Source organism: Mycobacterium sp. IDUB_37, from assembly GCF_055419245.1.
This window is the reverse complement of sequence record NZ_JBVAXG010000009.1, coordinates 54529-81151: the sequence shown is the minus strand read 5'-3', so window position 1 is coordinate 81151 and position 26623 is coordinate 54529. Positions and strand designations below refer to the sequence as shown.

15 protein-coding genes and 3 pseudogenes are annotated in these 26623 nt (G+C 63.0%); 11 read left to right on the top strand and 7 right to left on the bottom strand.

What is annotated here, in order from left to right; translation table 11 throughout:
• Nucleotide 1: 1 nt before the first annotated feature.
• From ACZY1I_RS25225 to ACZY1I_RS25205, 5 genes and pseudogenes are all read left to right on the top strand, one after another.
• Nucleotides 2-1690, top strand: coding sequence for an aldehyde dehydrogenase family protein (locus ACZY1I_RS25225; RefSeq protein ID WP_463759293.1), 1689 nt, complete (start codon nt 2-4; stop codon nt 1688-1690).
• A 108-nt stretch (nt 1691-1798) separates the two neighbouring features.
• Nucleotides 1799-3025 carry an acyl-CoA dehydrogenase family protein gene (locus ACZY1I_RS25220; protein ID WP_463758795.1) on the top strand — a complete coding sequence of 409 codons (1227 nt, stop codon included), beginning with the start codon at nt 1799-1801 and terminating at the stop codon, nt 3023-3025.
• 14 nt (nt 3026-3039) lie between these two features.
• Entirely contained in the window at nt 3040-3906 is an 867-nt protein-coding gene (locus tag ACZY1I_RS25215) for a hypothetical protein (protein WP_463759290.1), read from the top strand.
• Nucleotides 3907-4090: 184 nt separating this feature from the next.
• Nucleotides 4091-4153: pseudogene (locus ACZY1I_RS25210) on the top strand (hypothetical protein); the annotation flags it as partial.
• A 46-nt stretch (nt 4154-4199) separates the two neighbouring features.
• Nucleotides 4200-4559, top strand: coding sequence for a hypothetical protein (locus ACZY1I_RS25205; protein ID WP_463759337.1), 360 nt, complete (start codon nt 4200-4202; stop codon nt 4557-4559).
• A 56-nt stretch (nt 4560-4615) separates the two neighbouring features.
• Here the strand turns inward: ACZY1I_RS25205 and ACZY1I_RS25200 are convergent, their stop codons facing one another.
• The 5 genes from ACZY1I_RS25200 to ACZY1I_RS25180 all read right to left on the bottom strand — a co-directional run bounded on the left by ACZY1I_RS25200 (nt 4616) and on the right by ACZY1I_RS25180 (nt 11747).
• Nucleotides 4616-7540 (bottom strand): MMPL/RND family transporter, encoded by a 2925-nt coding sequence (locus tag ACZY1I_RS25200; RefSeq protein ID WP_463758793.1) that lies wholly within the window; start codon nt 7538-7540, stop codon nt 4616-4618.
• Nucleotides 7537-7965: an MmpS family transport accessory protein gene (locus ACZY1I_RS25195; RefSeq protein ID WP_463758791.1), complete on the bottom strand. Its 429-nt coding sequence runs from the start codon at nt 7963-7965 to the stop codon at nt 7537-7539. Before ACZY1I_RS25195 ends, ACZY1I_RS25200 begins: the two co-directional genes overlap by 4 nt.
• A gap of 273 nt (nt 7966-8238) precedes the next feature.
• Nucleotides 8239-8847 (bottom strand): TetR family transcriptional regulator, encoded by a 609-nt coding sequence (locus ACZY1I_RS25190; protein ID WP_463759288.1) that lies wholly within the window; start codon nt 8845-8847, stop codon nt 8239-8241.
• Nucleotides 8848-8928: 81 nt separating this feature from the next.
• Nucleotides 8929-10095 carry an AAA family ATPase gene (locus ACZY1I_RS25185; protein ID WP_463758789.1) on the bottom strand — a complete coding sequence of 389 codons (1167 nt, stop codon included), beginning with the start codon at nt 10093-10095 and terminating at the stop codon, nt 8929-8931.
• 62 nt (nt 10096-10157) lie between these two features.
• Nucleotides 10158-11747 carry a PecA family PE domain-processing aspartic protease gene (locus ACZY1I_RS25180; RefSeq protein WP_463758785.1) on the bottom strand — a complete coding sequence of 530 codons (1590 nt, stop codon included), beginning with the start codon at nt 11745-11747 and terminating at the stop codon, nt 10158-10160.
• 283 nt (nt 11748-12030) lie between these two features.
• On the opposite strand from ACZY1I_RS25180, the gene ACZY1I_RS25175 reads away from it, so the two are divergent.
• Nucleotides 12031-13044, top strand: coding sequence for a CobW family GTP-binding protein (locus ACZY1I_RS25175; protein WP_463758782.1), 1014 nt, complete (start codon nt 12031-12033; stop codon nt 13042-13044).
• Between the two features lie 42 nt (nt 13045-13086).
• Nucleotides 13087-13914, top strand: a complete 828-nt coding sequence (locus ACZY1I_RS25170; protein ID WP_463758778.1) for an acyl-CoA thioesterase — start codon at nt 13087-13089, stop codon at nt 13912-13914.
• Between the two features lie 1253 nt (nt 13915-15167).
• On the opposite strand, the pseudogene ACZY1I_RS25165 reads toward ACZY1I_RS25170, so the two are convergent.
• Nucleotides 15168-15803 (bottom strand): annotated as a pseudogene (locus tag ACZY1I_RS25165) (PPE family protein); the annotation flags it as partial.
• Between the two features lie 1248 nt (nt 15804-17051).
• Between ACZY1I_RS25165 and ACZY1I_RS25160 the strand changes: the two are divergent.
• Nucleotides 17052-18089, top strand: a pseudogene (locus ACZY1I_RS25160) (PE family protein); the annotation flags it as partial.
• Nucleotides 18090-18803: 714 nt separating this feature from the next.
• Here the strand turns inward: ACZY1I_RS25160 and ACZY1I_RS25155 are convergent.
• Nucleotides 18804-20552, bottom strand: a complete 1749-nt coding sequence (locus ACZY1I_RS25155) for an AMP-binding protein (protein WP_463758774.1) — start codon at nt 20550-20552, stop codon at nt 18804-18806.
• A gap of 551 nt (nt 20553-21103) precedes the next feature.
• Between ACZY1I_RS25155 and ACZY1I_RS25150 the strand changes: the two genes are divergently transcribed.
• The 3 genes from ACZY1I_RS25150 to ACZY1I_RS25140 are packed head-to-tail and all read left to right on the top strand — an operon-like array spanning nt 21104 to nt 26623.
• Nucleotides 21104-22570, top strand: a complete 1467-nt coding sequence (locus ACZY1I_RS25150; RefSeq protein ID WP_463758770.1) for a DUF3375 domain-containing protein — start codon at nt 21104-21106, stop codon at nt 22568-22570.
• On the top strand, nt 22567-23268 hold the full coding sequence (locus ACZY1I_RS25145) for a DUF4194 domain-containing protein (protein ID WP_463758766.1): 702 nt from the start codon (nt 22567-22569) through the stop codon (nt 23266-23268). The genes ACZY1I_RS25150 and ACZY1I_RS25145 overlap by 4 nt, the downstream gene beginning before the upstream one ends.
• On the top strand, nt 23261-26623 hold the full coding sequence (locus ACZY1I_RS25140) for an ATP-binding protein (protein ID WP_463758764.1): 3363 nt from the start codon (nt 23261-23263) through the stop codon (nt 26621-26623). The genes ACZY1I_RS25145 and ACZY1I_RS25140 overlap by 8 nt, the downstream gene beginning before the upstream one ends.

The following is a 26623-nucleotide window of genomic DNA, read 5'->3' as shown; positions in this document are numbered from 1 at the left end:
GATGACCGATTTCAAAACCGTCGTCGATCAAGCGCTGGGTGAGCTGGTCGAAGGCCAAAAAGCCTGGGCTCAAATCACATTGGGGCAGCGGCGACAGATCTTGCAGCGTGTTCAGGCGTTGGCCGTCGAGCACGGCTCCGCGTGGGTGGACGCGGCGGTCCAGATCAAGCAGCTAGACCCGGCGTCACCGCTGGTCGGCGAGGAGTGGATTTCCGGTCCCTATTCGCTCGCCAACGGCGCGGGCGCACTGGCCGGCAGCCTGGCCAAGCTCGAGCAGGGCCGCAGTCCACTGCACGGCGCCACTTTCGGAAAGAGCCCCGGCGGGCAGACGACTGTCGATGTCTTGCCGCTGAACATCTTCGACAGGCTCCTGTTGTCCGGGTTCAGCGCCAAAGTCTGGCTACAGCAGGGAGTCACCGCCGCAGATGCGCTGCGCACCGCAGGCCTGGCCCAGCTCGATCCCAGCCACACTGACGGCATCGGCGCGGTTCTGGGCGCCGGAAACATCACCTCGATCGCACCGCTGGACACAGCGTATGAACTGATCGCCAACAACCGTGTGGTCGCACTCAAACTGAATCCGATCACCGACCCGCTCCTGCCGGTACTGCAGAAAGTGCTGGCACCATTCATCGAGATCGGTGCGCTGCGGATCGTTACCGGCGGCGCCGACGTCGGCTCCTACCTTGTACAGCACGACCTGGTGGATCACGTTCACATGACAGGCAGCGCGCAAACACACGATGCGATCGTGTTCGGGACTGGTGCGGAGGGGGCACGTCGCAAAGCCGCGAACGATCAACTTCTGGAGAAGGACATCACCAGCGAACTCGGTGGCGTGTCCCCGGTGATCGTGCTCCCCGGCAAATGGAGTTCGGCTGACATCGAATTCCAAGCCCACCACATCGCCACCCAGCGGTTGCACAACAACGGCTACAACTGCGTTGCCACGCAAGTCGTGGTGCTGTCCTCGAGATGGGCCCAACGCGACGAATTCGTTGCGGCACTGCGGAAAGCCCTCGCCTCGGCCCCGTCGCGGGCCGCCTACTATCCCGGCTCCGACCACCGCGTGGCGAACGCATGCGCGACATACCCCGCGGCAGAGACGCTCGGTGCCCGGGTTGTGATCACCAATCCCGACAATCACGACGCACTTCTGAAGACCGAGTATTTCGCCCCCGTCCTCGGCATCATCGACCTGGATCTCGAGGATGCTGCCTACACGCAGGAAGCGGCGCGCCTGTCCAACGAGCAATTCGTGGGCACGCTCGGTGTGAATATCGTCGCGAGTCCGGACTCTATCGAGCGTTTGGGTGCGACGTTCGATCAGTTGGTCGACGACTTGCGCTACGGGACGGTGGCGATCAACGCCTGGACCGGCCTGGGCTACCTCACCCCGTCAGCTACGTGGGGCGCGTTCCCCGGCCACCCGCTCAACGATGTGCAGAGCGGAATCGGTGTGGTACACAACGCATTCCTGATAGCGCGTCCTGAGCGGACCGTGGTGCGCGGGCCGTTCCGTCCCTTACCCCGCTCAGTGATTGGCGGCGAGCTGTCGATCTCGCCCAAGCCGCCATGGTTCGTCAACAACCGCACGGCCGCGCGAACCGGACGGCTCCTCACCGCCTTCGCGGGCAAGCCCAGCTGGAGCAAGCTACCGGCAATCTTCGCCTCCGCGATGCTCGGTTAACCCATAGCGGCTGGGAACAGCCGGCTTGGGATGCAACGTCAACGCTGTACAGTCGCTCAGCATTGCTGTTAAAGTCCGCAACTAACAGCACTGTCGCGGCGGGAGCCCATGGCTGAGTCGGTTGAGCAATTCCGGATTCGGGCGAGAACGTGGTTGGCCACGGCCATGCCACGGCTCGATCCCGACAACCCCGCCAATCTGGAGCGAGACACCGAAGCCTCCTGGCGCCGGGCGCGGGAACTTCAAAAAGCCTTGTACGACGGCGGATTCGCCGGAATCTGTTTTCCGCGCGAATACGGCGGCCTCGGCCTGAGCTACGAATACAAGAAGGCGTTCGACGCCGAAGCCGCCGAGTACGAGACACCATTTGTACTCAACGTCCCGTCTTTCGCCATCTGCTGCGCGACCATCCTCGACATGGGCAGCGAAGAGCAGAAGCGCACGCACATCCCGGCGGCGCTGCGCGGCGACGAAGTGATCGTGCAAATGCTGTCGGAACCCAGCGGCGGCTCGGATCTCGCGGGCGTCATCACCCGCGCGGACCGCCGCGACGACCGGTGGATCATCAACGGCGCCAAGACATGGACCAGCGGAGCATTCGCCGGCGACTATGGCCTGTGCCTGGCGCGCACTGATTGGGCAGCGGCCAAGCACCAGGGTCTGACGATGTTCCTGGTTCCGCTCGGACACCCAGGAATAACGACGAACCGCATTCGTCAGGTAACCGGGTCCTCGGAATTCTGCGAGGAATTTCTCGACGACGTCGACGTCGGGGACGACGCGGTCGTCGGCGAGCCGGGCAACGGCTGGGACGTCGCATCGCGTCAGCTCTACCACGAGCGCCGTACTATGGGTGATGGTTCGGAATACACGTGCGGGCCGGGAATCGCTGAATCCCAAGATGTTTCGATCGACCTCGTGGCCCTGGTGGACGCAGTGGGCCAGCGGTATTCCCAACGGGCGCAGGAGGTGGCCGGTCGAGCACTGGTCCATCGGGCGGTGCAGACACAACTCAGCGACCACGTCTATCGCGCCGTGGCCGGCGGCGCCCTGCCGCCGACCGCAGGACCGCTGATCCGGCTGTTCATGGCGGAGGTCCACAACGTCGAGACCGATGCGGCCGCTACGGTCGCCGCGACTTCCGCCGTCATCGAGGACGGCGCGGCCTTGCTGGACGTCGGAACGCGCTACATCGGTCGCCAGATCGCCAACATCGGCGGTGGCACCACCGAGATGGCGCGCAACGTCATCGGGGAGCGGGTCTTGGGCTTTCCTCGCGAATACGCCGCCGACCGCGGCATGCCGTTCAACCAAGTGCCGCGCAATCGTTCATAGAGAGGCAGATGACATTGAGCGAGCGACTTCAAGATATCCGCGAACTTGCCGGTGACTCCGACGCTTATCGCGACGAGCTGTACCGGCGATGGACCGGTCTGCTCAGTTACCGCTACATCGGCCGCAAACACTCTTCGATGGACCTCGGCGAGGTAGACAACACGGTCACCATCCGCCGTGACATGCGCAACGAGGCCGGCGGCATCATGGTTGCGCCGCTGGCCATTTCGTCGCCGGAAGGTTGTCAGACCGACATGGTTGCGGTGCCCAACCCGGTGATCGCATCAGTCCAAATCATCGACCCGGGCCGCGATGTGGCCAGAATCGAGATCATCGACTCCGGCATCGTGCATCAGGGCCGCATGATGGGCTACGGACGCTGCAAAATTGTGGACGCCGACAACCCGGACCGGGTGATCGCCTTCAACGAAGGGCAAGGCGCAATCATCGGTATTCCACCGGAAGGCCTTGACCGGATGGATGTTTCGGGCACCGAGTTGGTCGTCGAAGACTCGCTCGATCTGCCTCCGCTGTGGGCGGCGTTCGGGGCGACTAAACGCGACGACGGCCATTGGATACTGCCCCCGTTGAGTGCCGAGTTCGCGTCGCCGGATGCGGCGCTGCACATCGGGCCACAACATGTGGTGCTGGAAACCGCAGCGACCGACCTCGCGGCCGACCTCGCCGGGACCCGCCAGATGCAGGTGGTCAGCTGGCACGTGATGTTCATGTCGCGCGGCAAGGTCGGGCCGTTCCGGGTCGAGGGCACGGCGCACCGCGGTGGATCTGGCCGGGTGGGTGTGCGGATGTTGCTGCACGACGAGGGGAACGCCGATAAGGCCGTTACTTCCGCCGCGGCGATCTTCGACGTGATGGATTGACGCAAACGTAAATTGTTGCGCGCCTTGCCAAACGGCGCAGATAGCAGGCGGTCCCACCGTCGGCAGATCATTTGAGAAAAGCTTGCAAATCGGCTGAGATTGACATCAAATTCACAGGAAAGTCATAGCATCTTCCTGTTGACGTCAGGTTTTGCTCGGGCTGCCCCTGCTGGGAGGAGCAGAGATGTCATTTGTGATCACAACGCCGGAATGGGTGACTGCGGCGGCCACGAACCTGGCGAACATCGGTTCGACGATCAACGCGGTGAGTGCAGCCGCGGCGGCCTACGGAAATGGCGGGAACGGCGCAGCCGGCAACGCTGGGCAGGCTGGCGGGCAGGGGCGGCGACGCGTTCCTGTTCGGCAACGGTGGCGCAGGGGCGCGGGTGGCGGCACGAGTGTTGTTGGCGTTAGCGGGGGTCATGGTGGCGTCGGTGGGGCAGGGGGGGGCGATCTTCGGCAACGGCGGCGCGGGCGGCGCCGGCGGACATGGTCACGCCACCGCCGCCGGCGCGAGTGGCGGTGGCGCCGGCGGCCTCGGCGGCAACGCGGGGCTCATCGGTAACGGAGGTAACGGTGGCGGGCGCCGGTGGTTTCCAATTCGAGGCCTGGTGGCTAGCGCCATTCGGCTTCCGTTTGTTCTAGCTCGCTAACCGGGCGAAACGAAGAACCCCGCGACACTCGAGGTGTTGCGGGGTTCTTCGTCTCATCAGACGGTGGATAACTCTTCGGTCTTCTCAGCCGACTGTTGCTTCTTGGCGTGCTTAGGCCACGGCGACGGCTTCGGGCGTTGCCGAACATGTTGCGGCCACCAGAACCACTTGCCCAGCAGTGCGGCAATTGCCGGCGTCATCAACGATCGAACGATCAACGTGTCAAACAGCAGACCCAGCCCGATGGTGGTCCCGACCTGGCCGATCACCACGAGTTCGCTCACCGCCATGGTCATCATCGTGAACGCGAACACCAATCCCGCCGAAGTGACCACCGACCCGGTACCGCCCATCGCACGGATGATTCCGGTATTTAGTCCCGCGTGTATCTCCTCCTTGAATCGGGCGACCAACAGCAGGTTGTAGTCGGCACCGACCGCCAGCAGGATGATCACGGACATCGCGAGCACCATCCAGTGCAGTTCGATGCCGATCAGATGCTGCCAAATCAGCACCGAAAGCCCGAATGATGCACCGAGAGAGAGCAATACGGTGCCCACGATCACCGCCGACCCAACGACGCTGCGCGTGATGATCAGCATGATGATGAAAATCAAGCACATGGAAGCGATTCCGGCGATCATCAGGTCGTAGTTGCTGCCGTCCCGCATGTCCTTAAAGGTCGCAGCCGTGCCACCGAGGAGGATCTTGGAGCCCTCCATGGGTGTGCCCTTGAGTGCCTCGTAGGTGGCCTTCTTGATCGTCTCGATGTGCTCGATGCCTTCTGCCGACATCGGATCGCCATCGTGGCTGATGATGAAACGCACGGCGTGGCCGTCCGGAGAGATGAAGTTCTTCATGCCCTTCTTGAACTCGGCGTTGTCGAACACCTCCGGCGGCAAGTAGAACGAGTCGTCATTCTTGGACGAGTCGAACGCCCTTCCCATGGCCGAGGAATCGCGCTGCGCCCGCTCTTGCTGATCCAGCATTCCCTTCTGGGTCGAATACATAGTCAGCATCATGGTTTTCATGTTCTTCATGTTCTGGATCATCTCGGGCATCAGCGCATTGAGTCGCGGCATCAGGGTGTCGAGGTGTTCCAAAACCGGGACCAGACTCTGAATGTCGTCGGTCATCGTGTCGATGCCGTCGAAAACGTCGAAAACCGACCGCAACGAGAAGCACACCGGGATGTCGTAGCAGTGCTTCTCCCAGTAGAAGTAGGACCGAATCGGCCGGAAGAAGTCCTCGAAATCGGCCATGTGGTTGCGCAAGTCGGCAACGTCCATGGTCATGCTCTTCATCTTGGTGACCATGATGTGCATGTCTTTGGTCATCTGCGCGGTGATGTCCTGCATCTGAACCATGCTGTCGATGGTCGTCTGCATCTCGTCGGACTGCTTCAGCATGTCGGCAATCTGGTCTTCTTGATACTTGTTCGTCATCTGCTGGCTGACGCCCTGCATGCTGATCTGGAACGGGATCGACGTGTGCTCGATCGGTGTGCCCTCGGGGCGGGTGATGGCCTGTACACGACTGATTCCGGGTACCCGGAAGATGGCCTTGGCGATCTTGTCGATCACCAGGAAGTCCGCCGGATTGCGTAGGTCGTGGTCACTTTCGATCATCAGCAACTCGGGGTTCATCCGCGCCTTGGAGAAGTGCCGGTCGGCGGCCGCGTACCCGGTGTTGGCCGGAATGTCGGCGGGCAGGTAGTTGCGGTCGTTGTAGTTGGTTCGGTAGCCCGGCAGGGTGAGCAACCCGACGAGGGCGATCCCGATCGTCAGGACCAGGATCGGGCCTGGCCACCGGACGACCACCGCACCGACCTTGCGCCAGCCGCGAATTCGTTGTGCGCGCTTGGGTTCGAGCGTCTGGCGGAAGCGTGAAGCAATCGAGATGACCGCCGGGCCGAGTGTCAGTGCCGCCGCCACAACGACCACCATGCCGATGGCCAGGGGGACGCCGAGTGTCTGGAAGTACGGCAGGTTGGTGAAGTGCAGGCAGAACGTCGCGCCCGCGATGGTCAAACCCGACCCCAACACCACGTGTGCCGTGCCTTGGAACATGGTGTAGTAGGCGTCTTCTCGAGATTCGCCGACGGATCTGGCTTCTTGATATCGGCCTATCAGGAAGATCGCGTAGTCGGTGGCGGCGGCGATCGCCAACGTGACCAATAGGTTGCAGGCGAACGTGGAGAGTCCGATGATCTGGTAATAGCCCAGGAAGGCGACCGCGCCGCGCGCGGCGGCCAACTCGAACACCACCATCCCCAAAGTGAGCAGCACGGTGACGATCGAGCGGTAGACCATCAGCAACATCGCGATGATCACGAGGAAGGTGACGGTGGTGATCACCTGCAGGCTGCGGTCGCCGGCGAGATGCTGGTCGGCTTCCAGTGCAGACGGTCCGGTGACGTAGGCCTTGACCCCGTTGGGGGCCTTCGTACTTTTCACGATCGTTTGTACGGCTTCGACCGAGTCGTTGGCCTTTGTCTCACCCATGTTCCCGACGAGGTAGACCTGCACATAGGCGGCCTTGCCGTCGTTGCTTTGTGCACCGGCACCGGTGAGTGGATCGCTCCAGAAGTCTTGAACGTGCTCAACGTGTTGGGTGTCGGCCTCGAGCTTCTTGACGATCTGGTCGTAGTAGGTGTGCGCTTCGGCGCCGAGCGCATTCTGGCCCTCCAGCACGATCATGACCGAGCTGTTGGACTTGTACTCCTTGAACACCTCACCAACACGCTTGGTCGCGATCACCGATTGCGCATCGTCCGGGCTCATGGAGACGGACCGCAATTTGCCGACCTCGTCGAGTTGGGGTACGACGACGTTCAGTAACGCGATGATCCCGATCCAGGCCAAGATGATCAGCCCGGCAAACCTGCGGACGAAATGTGCAATCTTCGGGCGCGCTGCGTGTCTGGGAATGGGAGCAGTATCGGCGGTGTCGGGCCGAGTCTGTTCGGTGGTGGTGCTCATGCTGATTTCACCATGCAGGAGGTCAGGGCGTGCACGCCGTTGGCAACTTTCTCGTCTTTGACTTCTTCGTCGACGGTGATGCGACAGCCGAGTCGATCACCATCGCCTTGAGCCGAGATGGTCGGGAACACTGAGGGAGCGGTGGTACTGAGCACCACACTCCAGGGCAGCGGTGTGTTGTCCAGTCGCTGGGGCTCAGAGCTGAGGTCCATGTAGTTCACGTTGGCGTAGCTGCCTGAGCCGAAGATCTCGTACTTGATGACCTTGGGTTTGAACGGCTTCGAATCGTCGACTTTTCGGCTGGTGAACGCATCCGTGTTGTCAGCGTCGTAAAACGACTTGATCCGCACCACGGCGAAGGCGCCGACAACCACCACTGCCACGATCAATAGCGGCAACCAGGCGTTACGCACGATCTTGCCCATCTGTACCTACCCGATCCCTTCCTGCCCAGCACTGTCCGCGGCGGCGTGACTTTGCGGCCCTGCTTGCAGTTGGGCTGCGCCACAAACCATTTCGACAGCATGCGGGAACCGGACGCTGTCAGCGTCAGGTGCGTAATTCCCCCGTGCAGCCAAATATGGCCCGACGCGATGCGTTCCGCGTTGCCGCGGCGCTGTCGAGAATCGCCGCCGGGCCATGTGTACATAATCTGCATTATTTGCAGATTATGCAAATTTTCTCAGTGGTGTTTCAGGTCACTTCGTAAAGATGCTGTTCACCAGTGCCGCCGCACGCTCCACGTAGGGCATTGGCGTGTCGTCGGCGTCGTCCGGCTCGCCACTGGACCAGCGTTCTATACCCGAACGGACCGCGGTTAACGCCAGCGCGGAGATCAACGCAGGTATCTCGTCATCGGACGGCATGCCCTGGCGCTTGGCCACGATATCCGTCAGCTGAGTCTGGAAGCGCTCCAGGTCGGCCAGGAATGCCGCCAACACCGCGGGGGTGGTTTTTGCCAGGTCCAGCATGCACACGGCTTGTTCGCGTTCCGGCGGCATATCGCGGAGGTGGTGTGCGGCCAGGGTGATCAGCTCCGCCAGGACCACTGGGTAGGCGGCCGGGCCGGCAGCGACGAATTCGGCGGCGAGTTCGGGCGGCAGGTCGGAGGGGCCGTAGGCGATCGCGGCCTCTTTGTTCGGGAAATAGTTGAAAAATGTGCGGGTCGAGATTCCGGCCTGGGTACAGATTTCCTCGATGGTCACCTTGTCCCAGCCGCGTGCCTGCGCCAACCGCACGGCAGCCCCGCGGATATCCGCACTGGTCTGACGGCGGCGTCGCTCGCGAAGACCCATCGGATTGGCCATAACACTCATGGTTGCACTTTATGCAAACTTTGCACCCAAATCACACTCACATGTTTGGGTCGGATTCCTCGGTGCGGTAGCTCAGCGTTTGCCCCAGTCCCACGCAGGTGTGGTCAGCAGGCCCTGGCCGGTGACTCGGGTCTCGCCGAAATCCTTGTACAGTTCGACCTCCTGCGCGCCGTCGGATCCGTCATTCAGAAACTCGAGCAGGGCCCGGGAATGGGTCACCACCACCACCTGGGTGTGGCCGGCCGCGACCCGGATGAGCTCCGCCAGTGGGCGGACGAGGCTCGGGTGCAGCGAGGTCTCGGGTTCGTTGAGCACCATCAACGACGGCCGATGCGGGCTGAGCAAGGCGGCTGCCCACAATACGAATCGCAGTGTGCCGTCTGATAATTCGGCCGCCCGCAACGGGCGTAACATGCCGCGCTGCTGCAACTGCAGATCAAAAAGTCCGTTGCTGACATCGACGGCGATGGAGGCACCGTCGAAGGCGTCGGCGATGATGCGGCTCAGATCGTCGAATCCGGCCTCGATGATCGTCTGAATCGCTGCGGCGAGGTCTTTGCCGTCATCAGAGAGCACCGGAGTGCGGGTGCCCACCTGCGGTTGCCGGGCGGGTGCCGCGGGATCAACGCGGAAGCCGTCGTAAAAACGCCAACCCCGAAGCCGTTCCCGCACCGCCGCGAGTTCGGGAAGCGCTTGCGGATGCGCATATTCAGCCAGCACGCTGCGATAGGGCGGCAGAGTTCGGCACAACTCGTCGAAACCACGGCCCGAATCGTCACTGACTTCGGCGAATTCGCGGGTGCGGCCCACCAGCGTGGTGGCGCGGCGCAGCACCGGACCGACGAACAGTGCCTCCCGCTTGATTTCCGGATCACGTGCGAACGCCGACCCGAAGCCGGCCATCTGCGGCATGCCGAGATCGACAAGATAGCCGAAATCGTCTGCGGCGAAGCCGAGTTCAAGTGATACCGGTTTGGTGCGGACGGTGCCCTGCACGGTTCCGGTACGACGGGCCCCGTCGAGGTGCTCAGGGCCGGCCCACAACACCGATTCCAGCCCACCCTCGCGGGCCAACGAACCGATCACCTCGCCGCGGCCGCAATCCGCCAACAGGCGAAGCGCGCGGTACACCGACGACTTGCCGGTGCCATTGGCGCCGGTGACGACGGTGAGGCGACCCAGGGGCAGGACTACCTCGCGCAGCGAGCGGTACCCGCGTACCGCGACCGTCTGCAACATGTGGCTGACTCTAGCGGTGGGTGCCGACAAGCCTCAATCTGTCAGTCCGGCAACGGAATCCGCTACATGGTGTTGAAGATAGTCTGGCCCTGCCCGGCCGGGTTGTAGTCAATGAAGATGGAACGTTGGCTGAAGGGCAGGAAGCCGCTGTTCATCAGGCCCGACGAAATGACAGTGGGCTGGTAGTTGTTGGTGTTGAACTGGTATAGCAACTGAGTCTTGGCGGCGTCAGCGTAAACCTGGATCAGTGTGTTTGCTGGCAGGGATCCGGCACCCCCGATCACCGACGATGGCAGGGTTCCGAGCACGCCACCCGAGTCGATGATCGACGGGACGGCCTGCACCCCGCCGCCATTGACCGACACATACGTGGTGGCGATGGGAGCACCGTTCACCACGATGGCAGGTGTCCCGGTGTTGGGGCCGAACTGCAGTTGCTGGTTGGGCATGTCGATCCGCAGACCCGCGCCGAGGTTGCCCGGTAAATACTGGTTCGGAATGCTGGGCCCAGGACCAACCGCGTTGGGTCCGACACCAAGCACGCCGTCGACGCCCGCGGACGCAAAGTACGCATCGAAGGGGGTGGTGAACGGGTTCTTGATGAAGTTGGTCAGGTATGCCTGGATCGCGTACTGCGAGGTCGGAATCGAGAACAGCACGACGTTGACGGGGGTGGGGGCAGTGACGATGCCATTGCCGAAGTCCACCGTGGTCGGATACGACGCATAGAGGTAGGTGAGCCCACCGCTGTAGCCGCTGATGTTGATCCCGGTGGGCAGACCCATCCGCAGCAATCCGGGTACGCCGCCGACATCGGGAATCTGCAGAACCAGGCCTCGGGACCCAGTGTCGACCAGGATCGGCGCAATCGGTCCGCCGTTCGTCGAGATATTGACCACGGGTTCGGTGTTGGCAACGGTCGGCATTGAGACGGTCTTGGTGTCCCACCCGGTTCCGCTGTAGCCGGGGTTGCCCCAGAAAGTTCCGGCCTGGCCGCCGGTGCCTCCGTAGGCCCGCAAGGCATTGCCCATGCCTAAGCCTCCGGCGCCACCGTTCCCGCCACTGCCGAACAGCCATCCACCGTTGCCGCCACGACCACCGAGACCGCCGACAGCGGCTCCCGCATTGGGCGCGCCCCATCCGCCGGCGCCGCCGTTGCCGATGAATCCAGCCGATCCGCCGATTCCGCCGTTCTCCCCCGTAGCCGTCGGCGAGTAGCCGTTGCCGCCGTTGCCGAACAGGATGCCGCCGTCTTCACCATTCGGGTTCGCCGCGGTGCCGGCCACTCCATCGCCGATCAGCGGCCGTCCTAGCACCAGTCGGGTGGGAAAGTTGATGACATTGAACACTTCGTCCAGGAAGGGGACGCTCGCCGCAGCCTCTGCGGTCGCGTACGCTCCGGTCGCCGAGTTCAGCGTCTGGATGAACTGCTGTTGGAAAGCGCTGACCTGGACGTTCAGCGCTTGATACTCCTCGCCGAAGCCGCCGAACAACGTTGCGATCGCACTTGACACTTCGTCCGCCGCAGCGGGGGCAAGCCCCGTGGTGGCGGCGGCGACTCCCGCGTTCGCCGCATCCAACGTCGAACCGATGTTCGCCAGCTGCCCCGACGCCGCGCTCAGCCACTCGGGAGCAACAACTACAAACGACACCCCGCCCCCTTCAAGTCAATCGTCGATGTGTGCATCGAGACTATCCAGTTCCCGCTCCGGCTTCTCGGCTTTCAGCACACCCGACCCAACTCGCATTGGATACTCACAGGAACGGCCTCGCCCCGGCGGCTTGACCTGCAAAAACTCGAAATGAGTGTGTTTGGCGCCCGTTACGGGCGTCGGTCTGTGCGGTAACCGTTTGTTTACGGGACCGTGCCACAACCCCGCCGTCGCGCACGCCGGTAGCCTTGGACGCCCAGATGCGGACGTGGGGAGAAGGCTTTTGTCTGCGATACCTGTCATCGCTCTTACCGGTCACCTCGGCGCGGGCAAGGCCACGCTGCTGAACCACGTATTGCGCAGTCCCGGTACCCGGATAGGGGTCGTGGTCAACGATTTCGGAGACCTCAATGTCGACGCCGCGCTGGTGGCGGGCCAGATCGACGAGCCCGCATCGATCGCCGGGGGCTGCATCTGCTGCCTGCCAGACGACGGCGGGCTCGATGAGGCACTCGCCAAGCTGGCTGATCCGGCGCGCCGCCTCGATGCCATCGTCGTCGAAGCCAGCGGCGTGGCCGATCCGGTCGCGATCGCGCGGATCATCGGCTTCAGCAAGTTGCCCGGCGTTCGGGCCGGCGGTTTGATCGACGTCGTCGACGCCGCCAACCACTTCGACACCGTCGACCGAACCCAACTGCCTCCGGCTCGCTACGGTGCCGCGTCCCTGATCGTTGTGAATAAGCTCGATCAGGTATCCGAAGACGAGCGGCCGGCGGTAGTCGAACGCGTCAAAAAGCGTGTGGCGCAACGTAATCCGCGTGTACACGTCGTCGGCACCACAGGCGGCCGGATCGACCCCGCGTTGCTGTTCGACGCCCTGGACACCGCCGAGACGACCGGACAACTTTCGTTTCGGGAGTTGATGTCCGACTCCGATTCTGAGCAAGACCACGTCCATGCCGACGCCGTCACCGTGACGAGCACCGGATGCGTCGACCTCGATGCGCTGTTCGACCTCCTCGAACAGCCGCCGGCCGGGGTGTTCCGGCTGAAAGGCGTGGTCGCGGTCGGCAACGGACGATCTGTCCGAACCTACGTTGTCAATCTGGTGGGTCCGGCGATCCACGTCGTGAAGGCGCCTCCGCGGGCCGTCGCGAACTGCCTGGTGGCGATCGGCATGCATCTCGATGTGGCGGCTGTGCGTGCTCAACTCGTCGAGGCATTGGAGCCCGCCGCTGGCCCGTCGGCGGCGTCAGCGCTGCGCCGATTGCAGCGCTACCGGAGGCTCAGCCGCTGAGTTCCCGGTGCGTCTTGGCGGGGTCAGGCAAGATACGTCTCAATGTCATCTTCGCTCAGCGACGTCCTCGCCACCCTGGAGCTCGACAGGATCGACCAGTGGCGCTTTGTCGGCGAGCAGTTGCCCGCGCCCGCCAACCACATTCTGGGCGGCCACATCTCCGCGCAGGCTTTACTGGCGGCAAGTCTCACTGCACCGGGTCGTACGCCACACAGTGTGCACACGTACTTCCTGCGGCCAGGGGATGCCCGTAGGCCAGTGGACTTCGAAGTGGTCGATCTTCAAGAAGGTCGGACCTTTTCAGCGCGCCGGGTGACCGCCCGGCAAGACAGCAAGATCCTGATGGAAGCGATGTCCTCGTTCAAGGTCGCGGATCCTGCGTCTGCACAGGTCGTTTACCAGCCGCCGATTCCGTCGGCGCCGGCACCGGAGACGCTGCCCTGGGTGCCACCGCATCTCGCTGAATCCGACGAGAACACTCGCGGGCGGTGGGCGAGCCTCCGCTGGTTCGAGCGTCGCATCATCGATACCGAGCACGCGGCCCCCGCACGGTCGCCGATGTGGTGGAGGCCCGACGGCGAGGTTCCCGACGATCCGGTGCTGACCGCAAGTCTGGTGGCCTATCTGTCGGCGGTGACGTTGACCGAACCGGCGTTCGTCGCCCGCGGCGGAGTCGGGGAATCGGCGCAACGTGATCACTCGGTGTGGTTCCACGCACCCGCAGTGTTGTCGGATTGGCTTCTCTACCAACGGTCTTCGCCGAGTAGCGCCGATTCGATGGCGCTGGCGAGTGGGGCGATGTTCAACCGCGGCGGTGGCCTGGTCTGCACAGTGCGGCAGGAGATGTACTTTTCCGCACCCCGGTCCTGAGTGCAGACAGTTCTCCGACCACCGTTGAGGAGGTAGCTTCAGAGTGCACGCCATCATCGTTTGAGGAAGGGGTCGCGCGTTGGCCATCCCCCGGAACGCTGCAGCGACCGCGTTGCTTGCAGCATGTGCGCTGTCGTTGGCGCCTGCGGCTCACAGCGAAATCCGTACCGTTCCGCTGCCTGAGTCGCCCTGCAACCTGCCGACCGCGCGAGGCCTGATCATTTGGGAACGCGTGCCGGGTGCGCTAGACACCGCCAGGACCATCAACGAGTCAGATATCGCCAGCTGCAGGCCCACGCTCGACACATGGCATGCCGGGCAACCGACCGGACCGGGCTATTGCTCCAAGATCGGTTGGATCTCAGACAATCCTGGCTACTTGGTGAATGTAACCCCAGCACCGCCATTGAAGAACATGATTGACAAGGTAGGCGACTGCTAGCGGTCTCAGTCTTAAACTGCTGCGGCACAACCTGATTCGCTGGTGCTGCGAACTAGCGGTTGATGTGGAGTGGTCCGATGCCGATGAGGTTGTCGCCGGTCAGCCCGATGCCGGTGTTGTGGGTGCCGGTGTTGAACAGGCCTTGGTTGTAGTCGCCGTGGTTGCCGATGCCGAGGGTTGTCAGCAGGGACAGTGGCAGGCCGCTGTTGCCGTAGCCGGTGTTGCCGATGCCGAGGTTGAGTTCGCCGGCGTTGCCGATGCCTACCTGGTTGAGTCCGGTGTTGAGCAGGCCGACCTGGTTGATGCCGTGGTTTGCGACGCCGAATCCGCCGAAGGTCGTGATGGGGTCGGTGGGGGTGAAGAACGGGCTGACGTTGCTGATCCCGAGGTTGAGGGTGCCGGTGTTGAACAGCCCGTAGTTGCCTTCGCCGATGTTGCCGTAGCCGAAGCTGGGGAGTTCGGTTGCGGCGCTGGGTAACCCGCTCAGTGCATTGGCGTTGATGTTTAGGGGTCCGAAGCCGACGAGGTTGTCGCCGGTGAGGCCGATGCCGGTGTTGTGGCTGCCGGTATTGAACAGGCCTTGGTTGTAGTCGCCGTGGTTGCCGATGCCGAGAGTCGTCAGAAAGGACAGTGGGAGGCCGCTGTTGCCGGTTCCGGCATTGCCGATCCCGAGGTTCGATGTCCCGGCGTTGCCTAGGCCGACGTTCCGCAGGCCGGAGTTAAGGATGCCGACCTGTTCGATGCCCTTGTTGAAAAAGCCGGCACCACCGAACGTGGTGACCGGGTCAGAGGGGGTGAAGTTGGGGCTGGCGTTGCCTGCACCGATGTTGAGGGTGCCCGAGTTGTTGATCCCGTAGTTGGACTCACCGGTGTTGAAGAAGCCTAAGTTGCCGTTCCCAAGGTTGCCGAAGCCGAAGTTCGGCAAGGTCGTCAGCGCCTCCGCCGGCGCGACCAACTGCGATACCGCCGCCGCGGCGCTGGTGTGGTACCCCAGCATCGCGGTCACGTCCGCGGCCCACATCTCCTCGTAGATGCCTTCTACCGCCGCGATCGCCGGCGCGTTCTGGCCAAAGAGGTTCGACAGGACCAACGACACCAAGTTTGATCGGTTCGCAGAGATGAGGGCCGGACGCACGGTGGCCGCGAGCGCTGACTCGAATGCCCCAGCTACTACCTGCGCCTGTGCAGACGTCCCCGAAGCCTGTGCCGCCGCCGTCGACAAGTAGCCGGCATAGGGTGTCGCTGCCGCCGCCATGGCTTGCGATGCAGGACCTTGCCAGGCCTGACCGGCCAGGTCCGACACCAAAGACGAGAAGGATTGCGCCGCCGAATCCAGTTCGGTGGCCAGCGCGTTCCAGGCCGCCGCCGCCTCCAACATCGGCCCTGAACCCGCGCCAGAAAACAGCTGTGCCGAGGTGATCTCCGGGGGCAGAACCAGAAAGCTCATTGTCTTCGCGACCTTTCGTGTCATCTCTTCGCTTGACTTGGTACTTTGCCGGATGCGTAGGCACATCCGATACGGCAAGATCATGCCATGCAAACGAGGATTCGGTGGGTTAATACATTTGATTTATCTATGAATCCAAATTGACAGTCCGGTCAACGTGCCGAGGATGGGCTTCTAAGCAGGAGAAAGACCACGTGGAGCGCGATTCAATGAATCTTTCCCAGCTGGACGAGTCGGCTGGGTAGGCCCGTAACTGGTGGGAATCTCCTAGTCATTCGGTCCTATCCTGGGGCTTTGAGCAAGCTAAGAATCAGCTGTGAAAACCACCGAGGCGTCAATTTTGAACTATGAATGTGTTTGCTGGATGCCGTTCGGGGCCGGTGGTGAGGAGCGCTGCTGCCCCGACGGGCTCGCATGCAAGGTGGTGGCGTATTCAGCAGGGTCGGCGGCAGGTGCCGCAAACGAAGTAGTCGCCCGCAAGAGAAGAAAAAGACGGCAATTTCCGTCGCTAACTAGCGCGCGGCGTGGCTGCTGCAAATTCGGAAAACGTGCAGCACATGGCCACTTCGGGGAAGTCGTCGGTGTTGTCCGGCCATATCTTTCCAGTAAATCCGCGCCAGCAGACATCGCCGCCATTCAGTTACAGTTTTCCTGCCAACAAAACTGGGATCGATCGTGGTTATATTGACAGCGAAGTCAAAATCTTCTGATCAAATGTGGCAACTGGGAAATGGTGGCATCCACCTCACTTAAATTGCGGAGGCGTAAATTTAGTTAGTCACAATGGGCGGTTGAGATATGGCGGGTACTGCTGAGCTCAGACTCACAGAAGGGTCGGCGCAGTGCTGCCGCGGCCGCGCTCAGGGTTCGGACTCGGCATGTCACGCGACCGCCATCGCTCGGATTGCGATGCATCACCGCAGTTCACTGGCTCCCAATGGTCGGCGAGTACTTACCGACGCCAGCAGCGGCGGGCCTCAGTATTTCGGTAATCGATCTTCCATGTGGAGGCCTGGTTGGTCACAAGCTAGTTGTTGTCAAAACCAATCGGAATGGGTGCCGCCACACTCGTAGCTGCAGCGGTACCTATTGCGAATTAGATGTCCACTATCGGTGTGATCGCAATGTGAGCGGTCGTGCCAAATGCTGCCGCGACTGGCGCTACAGCCTTTCATCGGCTGTGGTTGTCGGCTGGCCCCTTTAGCGGCAAATCTTTGAATTCATTCGACCGCTCTTGCGAGGTGTTATATGTCATTCGTCCTTGTTTCGCCGCAATCACTTGAATCGGCTGCAAATGAGTTAGCCGCTATCGAGTCAACAGTGAGCCAGGCCGCCAGCGCAGTTTTTGCCCCGACTACGGGGGTGCTCGCATCGGGTGCTGACGAGGTGTCGGAGGCGATCACGGCGTTGTTCAACACCCACGGCCTGGCTTTCCGGACAGTCAGCGCGCAGGCCGCCCACTACCACCGGCAACTCGTTCAGAATCTGTTCGGCTCTGGACACATCTACGCAGCCGCCGAGGCCGCCAACGTCGACCCCCTGCGCATGGTGCAGAACGGCGTGTTGGACATCGTCAACGCGCCCACCGATGCGCTGCTGGGTCGTCCGCTGATCGGCACCGGGGCCGACGGCACCGCGGCCCACCCCGATGGGAGGCCCGGGGGTCTGTTGATCGGCAGCGGCGGCAATGGATTCGAGGGCGCCGGCGGAAACGGCGGCGCGGCAGGCCTACTCGGCAACGGCGGGAACGGCGGCACCGGGTCTCCTGGCTGGGCCACCCCCGGCGGCAACGCTGGCCGAGGCGGCAACGGAGGCGCCGGTGGTCTGCTGTTCGGCAACGGCGGCTTTGGCGGCGCGGGCGGCACGGGCGATGGGGGTGCCGCAGGCCTCAATGCGGTGGCTGTCGGCGGCCCCTTCGGCGTGAACCTGGGCACCAATGCCACCGCCGGGTGGAACGGCGGCTTCGGCGGCGACGGCGGAACCGGCGGCAGCGCGGGACTGCTCCTGGGCCACGGCGGTGACGGCGGCCCGGGTGGTGCGGGCGGAAACGGCGGTCAGGGCGGATCTGCGGCGAACGTCGCTGTTGTAGGTGGCCTCGGCGGGTCCGGCGGGGCCGGCGGGACGGCCGGCGCCGGTGGGGCCGGCGGCCATGGCGCCGCGCTCTACGGCGACGGCGGCTCGGGAGGTATCGGTGGAGCGGCAGGCACGGGCGGCAACGGCGGTGCCGGTGCTCAATTCGGCCTGCAAGGCGCCGGTGGTGCGGCCGGGTACAACGGGGGTCCGGGGTTGGGTGGCGTCGGCGGCCGTCACGGCGCGGTCGGCGGTTACGCAGGCAGCACCGGCGAGACGGGCTGGGGCGGCGGTACCCCGCACGCCGGTGCGCACGGCTTCCTCACCCCGGCGGGTGTGCAACAAAACATCCTGCACCTGGCTCAGCCGGTCACGTCGGTAGTGAACGGCGTGAGCGCTCAGTGGCATAACTGGCAACTGAACGTCAACTGGGTGCTGGGGTTGGGCGGCGGCGTCGTAACCAGTGGTGCCAATGGCCTACTCAGCTTGAACTCGCTACCTGGCACATTCGTGACGGGGCTGTACGGGTCGGTGTCCGGCACAATATCCACAGTGCCAATCGATTTCGTGAACGCGATCTTGAACAACAGCTCGATCACCAACATCGGCTACGGCAACACCGGCAAATTCAATGTGGGAGTGGGTAACTCCGGCGACTTCAACATTGGCATCGGCAACTACGGCAACTCCAACCTCGGCGTCGGCAACCTCGGCGAATCCAACGTGGGTTGGGGCAATCAGGGTTCATTCCTGGCCGGCTTCGGGGTGGTCGGCAACGGCGGCTTCGGCTTTGGGCCGGCTACCTTCACCAGCGAGGCCGTCACCAACCCCGCGGCCCCGCTCATCGACGCGTTCATGAACTGGGGACAAAGCGTGCTCGCCAGCGTGCCGGTCGTGTCGTCGCCCGGAGGCTGACGTGTGCTGTGATTCCTAGGCGTCCAACCGGATCAACTGGCCCTGACGGTAAAGCTCGGCGCACTGCGCGCGGCGCACCTTGCCGCTGGTGGTGATCGGAATCGAACCCCGTGGCACCAGAACAAGATCCGTCACACTCAGGCCATGTACCTTCGAAATCGAGGATGTGACTGCACGTTTGAGATTGCCGAGCTGTTCGGCCGCTTCCTCGGTGGACACATCTTTGAGCCGTATCTCGAGAACCGCGACCAGTTTCTCGATTCCGTCCACAGGCACCGCGAACGCTGCACAGCGGGTCGGACTGATCTCCTGAATCGTCGCCTCGATGTCGTCGGGAGAATGATTCTTCCCGTAGACGATCAACAGGTCCTTGATGCGGCCCACGATGTAAAGCTCACCGTCATAACGGAACCCGGAGTCTCCCGTCCTGAGCCAGGGGCCTTCCGGCGTTCCGGCCGTAGGGTTGACGATCGATGCACCGAACGTTCGCGCGGTTACCTCGGGTTGCTGCCAGTAGCCGGTAGCGACATTGCCGCCTTGAAGCCAGATTTCGCCGACCTCGCCTTCCGAACATTCGGTGCTGGTGTCGGAATCGACGATCCGCAGCAACTGCGTGTCGACGGTGCCGTAGCTGACCAACGATGTGATGCCTTCGCCCTCGGTATCCGTTTGTTCCGCGTGGCCGTCGGGCAATTTTTTGGCGTCGAAGTTGACGACCTTTGGCGGATGGCCTGCCTGGCGAGTCGCGATGAAGACGGTCGTCTCCGCCATGCCATACGACGGGCGGATCACCTGGGGGTCAAGACCGTTGGGGGAGAACCGGTTGACGAAGCGCTTCAGCGTGGTTGGTTGCACCCGCTCGCTGCCGTTGAGGATGCTATGGATGCCGCTGAGATCAAGGCCTTCGAGATCTTCGTCTTTGGTCTTACGAGACGCCAAGTCGAATGCGAAATTCGGTGCTGCGGAGAATGCGAGTTCGTTCTTCGCCAGCATCTCTATCCATCGGGCGGGCCGCTGCATGAATCCCAACGGGCTGGTCAGCTTGGCTGGAATGCCCGCCAGAACCGGCATGATGAGTCCGAGAACGAAGCCCATGTCGTGGTAGAAGGGCAGCCACGACACCACCGTCGATCCGGGCGGGGCTACCTTCCCGTATATCCCGTAGTAGCTGGTCATGATCTGCTCGAAATTAATGAACATGTTCTGATTCGTGACCATGACGCCGGCCGGTGTGCGGGTGGACCCGGAGGTGTACTGCAAATACAGGATGTCCGGTTGTCCATACGTCGCACGAGCGGCCGGTCCCGGGCGGCGATTCAAGTCCAGTCGATCGACTTCGATGATCGTCGTGTCGCTTTGGCCGGGCCGCGGCTGCAAATAGCCCCTGACATTGTCGGCGACCGAAGAAGCCGTGAGGATGACGGCCGGTGTGGTATCGGCCAGCACCGAGGTGGTGCGCTCATCGTGTGCGCCACCTTGCGGAACTGAGAGCGGCACCGCGACGAACCCGGCGTGCAACGAAGCGAGAAAACCGACGATGTACTCGAGGCTTTGCGGTGCGAGGATCACCGCCCGGTCGCCCGTGCTCCCGTGTTGCGCGATTTCCGCGGCCAGGTTGATCATTTGCCGGTACAACTGCGACCAGGTCAGCGTGAGTTCAACACCGTCCCAGGATTGCTCAAAGTCTAAGAAGGTCAGCGCAATGTCGTTGGGCTGCAAACTTGCACGCTCGCGCACCACATTGGGAAGGCTGGAATCAATCACGGCAGTCAGACTCCTGAGGGCTCGAAGAATTGGTGTTGACACCGTCGGCGTCTGGGCTTCGGAAAGTCATGAGAAGTGTTACACCGGACCCGCGAGATCGGTGACGTGGGCATCCGTGTTCGAGGGACGCCACCGTAGCGGCGCCCCGACCCCATCGTCGCTCAGTCACACCCAATAGGTTGCGTAGCCTCGTGCCCAGTTGTTTGCTCTGTCATAGAACATACCTAAGTCTTGACCCGCCCCGAACATCGATCGACCTCGGGCGCTCGGCTGAACTATGCGCGCAGTGACGAGGTATTTCTCACATCGCTCGGACGGTCGTCACGGTGACGAATTGGATTCTCGCAGCGGCATCACCAACCTCACGCCACTCACGGGCAACAGGTGCCACGTAGGTAACGGAAATGCGTTGGGGGATGGTTACTTCCGTGACCAGTTCTAATTGGCGTCTGTGAGCAAGCCCTCCACGACACGGCTCGTTCGAGCGCCAAACATGTCGCCGCCGTGGCCTATGTTGGGGCGTTCGGAGGAATGTCTCAGACGCATCGGGGGTGACAGTGGACGACAACACGGGTCTGTCGGTCGCGGAACTGCTTGATCTCAACCGCGAACTGCAGGGATCCCGGGTCATCCGACTGCTTGCCACGCTCAACTTGGGCGTCTACGCGACGCTGATGGAACGTCACCTCGGCGATGCCGCCCTCCCCGAGGCCGAATTGGTGGTGCGCCTGGAACGCGACCTCGAACAGATCGGTGAAGCACAGTCCGGCCTGGCGTTGATCAAGTCGTGGGCCAGCCAGGGATGGCTGCACCGTATCGTCGATGTTCGCGCCGGCCACGAGCGGAATATTTGCTACCTCACTCAGGACACCCGTCGGGCGCTGGACTTTCTTCGCGGCATGAGGCGCCAGGACACCATCGCGACCGGTGGGTCGATCACCGGCATCGCATCGCGTCTCAAACAGGTCGCGTTGCGCGTCGACAGCGACCCTGCCCGCATTCGCAGGCAGATCGAGGTCGAGATCGCCGCCCTGCACCACGCTCTTGACGAACTCGACGCCGGCCAACGCCCGCAGCCAGACGTCACCGACTGCTACGACGAAGCCCGCGCGATCGCCCTGCAGATGGAACGGTTGATCACCGACATCGGCCAGTACGGCACGATGATCGAGCAGGCCACCGCAGCCCTCGACGAGCCCATCGACAGCAACCTCGAGTACCGCGACCGGCAACGCCAGATGTACACCGACTACCAGGCAGCCTGGGACTCACAAGGGCGCGACTCGCACCGCGCTTTCCTGCGCATGATCAACGATCCTGACCAGCGTGCGGAGTTCGAGGCCGATGTCACCGCCGTCGCCGAGGCGCTGCCCGCCCTCGACCCCGCCCTGCGCAAGGTCATGGCCAGCTTCTTCGAGCTTGTCGGGCACCAGATCGACGAGGTCGAGCGGATCCAGCAGCGCTGCGCCCAGCGGGTCAAGCGGTTCACCGCATTTGGCATCATGGAACAAAGTCGCGGCGTGGCCCGCCAACTCAACGAGGCCATCGGCGCTGCCCGCGCGCTGCTCAAGTCCTCGTTGATCGACTCACGTCTCGACATCGATGTTCCGTTGGCCCGTCACGCCATCACTTCCGTTGGCGCACTGAGCTTTAAGATCGGCGACTTGTCCAATCCGGCACCTGCGAAGGCTGCGACCGGTGAAGTCGACCTGACCAGCTTCGCAGCGCTCACCACCCAGGTCGACGCGCCCGCCATGGCGGACATGCTCAACACCGCCATTCGCAAGGGGCCAGTCACCTTGCCGGACGCCGTTGCCATGCTCGATACCGCCTACCTGGGTCACGTCATCGTGCTGTGGTCCTGGGCGCTCAAACAGACCCAACCAGATCCCGCGCAAGATGCCGCCGAGTCGGTGATCGTCCGGTTCCGATCGCTGGACGGCACCGACCGCGAAATCGGCCTTCCCCGTTTGGCATTCACCGAATCGATCACCACATTCGCGGGAGCCGGCACATGACCCCCCGACAAGAAGAAGCTGACATCGACTTCTCGTCGCTGCCGCAGGTGGACCAGGCGGTTCGAACTCCGATTCAGCGCAGGCCGCGATTCGACGGCGACGTCTCCGAACTTCCCGACCGTGCCTGCTGGGCCCTGCAGCACCTGCTCAACCGCCGCTACATCAGCGCCGAAGCCGACACCGACATCTACAGCTGGGTTGTCGAGTATCGCAACCAGTTGTCGGTCCGGCTCTCCGAACTCGACTTGCTGCTGCGCATCATCGAAGGCACTGAAGTGGCCTTCATCGAACAGGCCCGCTACGAATCTGCCCGGGGTATCAAGCTTCTGCGCCGCGAGCCGCTCGGTACCTACGACTCGATCCTGGCGTTGCACCTGGCTCAGATGATGCGGGCGGCCGGCGGCGGGCCGGTGCTGATCAGCCGCGAAGAGATGCACGCGCTGTTTTCTGGCGTGCTCAACGACACCGATCGAGACGACGTCACCTTTGCCGCCCGCATCGACGCCGCCATCGCGCGACTTGCCGGCCTGGAGATCCTGCGCAAGAGCCGCGACGACGAGGACAGCTACACCATCAGCCCCGTAATCAGCGCGATCATGACCGCCTCGGTGATCAGCGAACTGCAACAGCAATTTGAACAGCTACTCAACGGCGGCGCACCACAGGACTCAAGCGAAGAAGTCGAGTTCGATGACTGAACAATTCCATCTGTCCCGTCTGCAGATCGTCAACTGGGGCGTCTTCGACGGATACCACTCGATCCCGTTCAGCAGCGGCGGCGCACTGATCGCCGGCGCCTCGGGAAGTGGGAAATCGTCACTGCTGGACGCGATTTCGCTAGGCTTTCTGCCGTTCAACCGGCGCAACTTCAATGCTTCCGGTGACAACACCGCAGCCGGATCAAGCGCGGGCCGACGCACCGTGGACAAGTACGTGCGGGGCGCGTGGGGTCAGCGTAGCGACGGCGGGACCAGTCGGGTGATGTACCTGCGCGGCGACGGTACCGCGTGGTCCGCCGTCGCGGTTACCTACGCCAGTGACACCGGCCGATCGGTCACCGGTCTGGTACTCAAATGGCTCACCGGAGACTCCCGCAATGATTCGTCGAGCCGATTCGTGTTGGGTGACGGCGACCTGGACATCGAGGATGTGTGTAACCGGTGGGCGGCCAACCGTTTTGACGCCAGCGTGTTCAAGGAGGTCTGGCGGCTCTCTACCAAGGTTGAGTCTCAGTATCTGGCACAGCTGTACGCCACCATCGGGATTCGCGCATCCGATGCGGCGCAGCAGCTCCTCGGCAAAGCCAAGTCGCTGAAAAGCGTTGGTGGACTTGAGCAATTCGTACGAGACTTCATGCTCGACGAACCCGACAGCGTCACCCGACTGCCCGAGGCACTCAAGCAGATCGATCCGCTGGTCGAAGCTCGCGAACTGCTTGCGGTCGCGCAGCGCAAGCGCAAGATCCTCGGCGACATCGAGCAGGTCCAGCATCGCTATGCATCGGAGTCCTCGGACCTCGGAATCATCGACCTGGTCGACGTGCCGATGGTGCGGGCGTTCACCGACCACGTCCGGCTGGCGCAGTGCCCCGCTCAGGTCGCATCGCTCGACGGCACCATCGACCAACTCGAGAACGAGTACGAAGACGTCACCCGTTCACTCAATCTGGCTAAGGCCGAAGCGGATTCACTCAATGCCCAGATCAGCGGCTCCAGTGTGAACACCGCCCCGCTGCAATCGCAGGTGACCGCCGCCGAGGCGGAGGCCGAACAGATCAGCCGCCGCCGCGCGGCCTATGAAGAGCTGCTCGCTGCCCAGGACGTCCCGACTCCCGAGACCGCCGAGGAATTCTGGAACCTACGCGAGGATCTGCTGGCGCAGGCCACCGAAATGTTGGCCAAGGTCGAACGCGGCCGTGAGGCCTCCACCGACGCGGAGTATGCGCAGAAGTCCGCCCGCATCGTTCGCGATGAGGCCTCCAAAGAGCTGCGCCGCGTCGAACACGTGGTTTCGGCACTGCCCGAATTCGCTCTCGGGATGCGCGAACACATCTGCGCCGCCGTGGGAGCTGACCCGGCCGAGCTTCCCTACATCGCCGAACTACTGGACCTCAAGCCCGACCAGACGCGTTGGCGTCTCGCGGTCGAGAAGGTACTGCGCGGCGCGGGCCTGCGGCTGCTGGTTCCAGACCAGCACTGGGCTGCGGTGCTGCGGTTCGTCAATGAGACCAACATGCGCGGCCGCTTGCAGTTGCACCACGTCCGGGCGAAATTCCTCGGTGCCGCGCCGGCAGATCTCGAGCCGAACACGTTGGCGGGCAAACTGTTCGCGGTCGACCCCACACATCAATGCGCCGCTGAAGCCGTGGATATCATCGCGGACGCCGGCGACCATATCTGCGTCGACAGTCCCGACGTCTTCCCCCGATTCCGCCGGGCGGTCACCGACGCAGGGCTCTATAAGGACTCAGACCGGTTGGCGGTCAAGGACGATCGACGCCCGGTCAAGCAGTCCGACTACCTCTACCAAGGCGACGTGTCGGCCAAGATCAACGCGCTCACCCTGGAACTCGGCGCCGCCGAGGAGAGCTACTTGAAGGCCAGACGGATTGCTGACGAAATCGCCGCCCGACGCCAACAGTGGCGCGACCGCGCGGCGGCGTGCAAAGCGATCTGCGAGCGCTACCCGCAGTGGAGTCAGATCGACTCCGAAACCGCTGATGGGCACGCAGACCGCCTGCGCGAGCAGTACGAGCTGCTGGTCGCCGACCACCCCGACCTCGAGGCGCTCAACGCGCGCGCCGATGAATGCTGGTCGCAGATACAAAGATTGATGACGCGCCGGGGCGCGGTCCAGACCCGCCGTGACAGTCTCGACCAACGCCGTACCCGACTACTTGACCTGCAGGATCGGCTCTCACCAACGTTCGTGTCCGAGCCGCTGACCGAGCTGCTACACCGTTACGCCGCGTCGTTGCCCGTGTCGCTGGAGTTGCTGGATCCGGAACCGCACCGCGATGCGCTGTTCAGCGCCATCAGAAAGGAGCGCGACCAACTACGAGACAGCAGGCGCCGCTCCTACGATGAATTGGCCCGCATTCTCAACACTTTCGATACGTCGTTCCCGGACGCGATTCCCAACGACAGCGACAACTTCGACGAGCGGGTCTACGACTACGTCGCTCTGTGCAAACACATCGACGAACGCGAACTGCCCGAAGCCTATGAGCGAATGCTGCGATTGGTCACCGAGCAGGCTCCGGACGCCATCCTGACGTTGCATCGTGTCGCTGAACAGGAGGCGCGACGTATCAGCGAGCAGATCGACCGCGTCAATACCGGTCTGGGTGCGGTGGAGTTCAACCGCGGCACCCGATTAACGCTGCGGGCCACGCCGCGGCATCTTCAGGCGGTCGCCGAACTGACCGAGGTCGTACGGGCCATCTCGCGCCGCATCGCCGAGGTCGGACTGGGGGACAAGCAGGCGATCCTCGATCAGTATGCCGACATCCTGCGGCTCCGCAACCGGCTGGCGTCGAGCGCGCCCGAGGACAAGGCGTGGACGCGAGACGCGTTGGATGTGCGCAACCGGTTCACCTTCGATTGTGCTGAATGGGACGTCAGCAGTGAGGAACTCATCCGGACGCACAGCAACGCCGGCGACAACTCTGGCGGCGAGCAGGAGAAGCTGATGGCGTTCTGCCTGGCCGGCGCGCTGAGCTTCAACCTGGCCAGTCTCGAAAGTGCAGACAACAGGCCCGTTTTCGCGCAGCTGATGCTCGACGAGGCGTTCTCCAAGTCCGACCCGCAATTCGCTCAGCAGGCATTACAGGCGTTCCGCAAGTTCGGCTTCCAACTGGTGATCGTCGCAACAGTGCAGAACGCCACCACCATTCAGCCCTACATCGACAGCGTGGTGATGGTGTCCAAAGCCGAAGCAACAGGCCGTAATACCCGACCGGTTGCCTCTGTGTCGACCAAGACGATCTCGGAGTTCACCACGCTGCGTAACGAAATGCGTGCGGCGGCAACGAGGGTGCCGGCGGGGGTATGA